1 protein-coding gene is annotated in these 1,221 nt (G+C 44.1%); it reads right to left on the minus strand.

Features of this window, described 5'->3' with window-relative positions; translation table 11 throughout:
* Window positions 1-1,104, minus strand: coding sequence for an IS4 family transposase (locus tag E5355_RS19050; RefSeq protein ID WP_136011555.1), 1,104 nt, complete (start codon window positions 1,102-1,104; stop codon window positions 1-3).
* Window positions 1,105-1,221: the final 117 nt, after the last annotated feature.

Consider the following 1,221-nt stretch of genomic DNA (forward strand, 5'->3'; position numbering starts at 1 on the left):
TTAAGTACATGACAAAAATTTGAAAACATCGAATTTTGGATTATAAGCCGGACGCATAAGTATGGTCGAAATCTCCTCCAAACCGTACTTGACAAGCGACTTTGCCTTTCTTCCATGTTTCAGAATCCTTATCGGTTTAATATTTATATCTTTATGTTCACCAACGAGATACGCCCATACAAGAGCCATGCAGACCATCGCGACAAGTCTTGCGATGCGGTCCATATCACGCATATGGGTATCCTCGATGTTGAAGCCGGAAGATTTCATGGCTCTAAAGGCCGTTTCTATCTCCCATCGTTTTTTGTATGTCAAAATCGCCTCCTCGGGCCGATTGAAGCATATGAGAATCTGCAATTCCGGAACACCATCGGAGTTTTTGATTCGACTGCCGGCAAGATAGACATACTCACCTTTGTGAAGAAAGAGCTTATGGAAGAATTTCTCCTGACCGACCTTCAAATCATTGAACAGCCACCAGGCACGGATTCTCTCACCGGTGGAAGGCTTGACAATCCGGAAGTTCTGACGTATTCGGATGTAATACCGAATCCGACGGCTGTTAAGCCACCCTGTCCATTCCTTTCCGATAAACTCGCGGTCTGCCACAAGGCAGTCGACGCAGTCTGCTCCGAAAAGACGGATGAAACGTTCCATAATCTTCTTGCGTTCTTCCCAGTCGGAGTTGCCACGTTTAGGGAGAAGGCTGAATATCAAAGGAAAGGCAATCCCTTTATAGGTGATGCCCAACATAAGAATGTTGATATTGAACTCTCCGAACTTCCAGTTGGTGCGATCCATGCTCAGCACCAGTCCTGTCTTGACTGGAAGCAGCGAGAAAATCATCCGGGCTATTATGTCAAGGTCAAGAACATACTTGGCAAAGAATCTTTGGAGCCGTCTGAGGTTGGAATCCTTGTCGACAGCCGTAGGCATCGCATCGGCCAGTTTGTGGAGGCTGACAGTCTGCACCACACAGAGTGCATGGAGCAGCAACGCCATAAGTTTTATGCGTGCCAGATTCATACTTTGACCAAAGTGCTCTTGCATAATCGGGAGGATTTGGTTAACTTTGACCAAGTCCTTGGAATTAGTAGTTTTCATGGAGAAAAGTCGCCAAACTTTTCCTTTAAATTACTAAATTTCAAGGATTTTTACAAATTTAACCGCTTAAAAATTAAATGTTTAACAGCATAAGTTTAATTTTTGTCATCTACTAAA

Origin of the sequence: Bacteroides muris (ex Afrizal et al. 2022) (assembly GCF_004793475.1) — a bacterium.
GTDB classification, from domain to species: domain Bacteria; phylum Bacteroidota; class Bacteroidia; order Bacteroidales; family Bacteroidaceae; genus Bacteroides; species Bacteroides muris.

Coding starts and splice junctions, on each gene's coding strand:
- E5355_RS19050 (WP_136011555.1), bottom strand. CDS start 1,104: ATGAAAACTACTAATTCCAAGGACTTGGTCAAAGTTAACCAAATCCTC.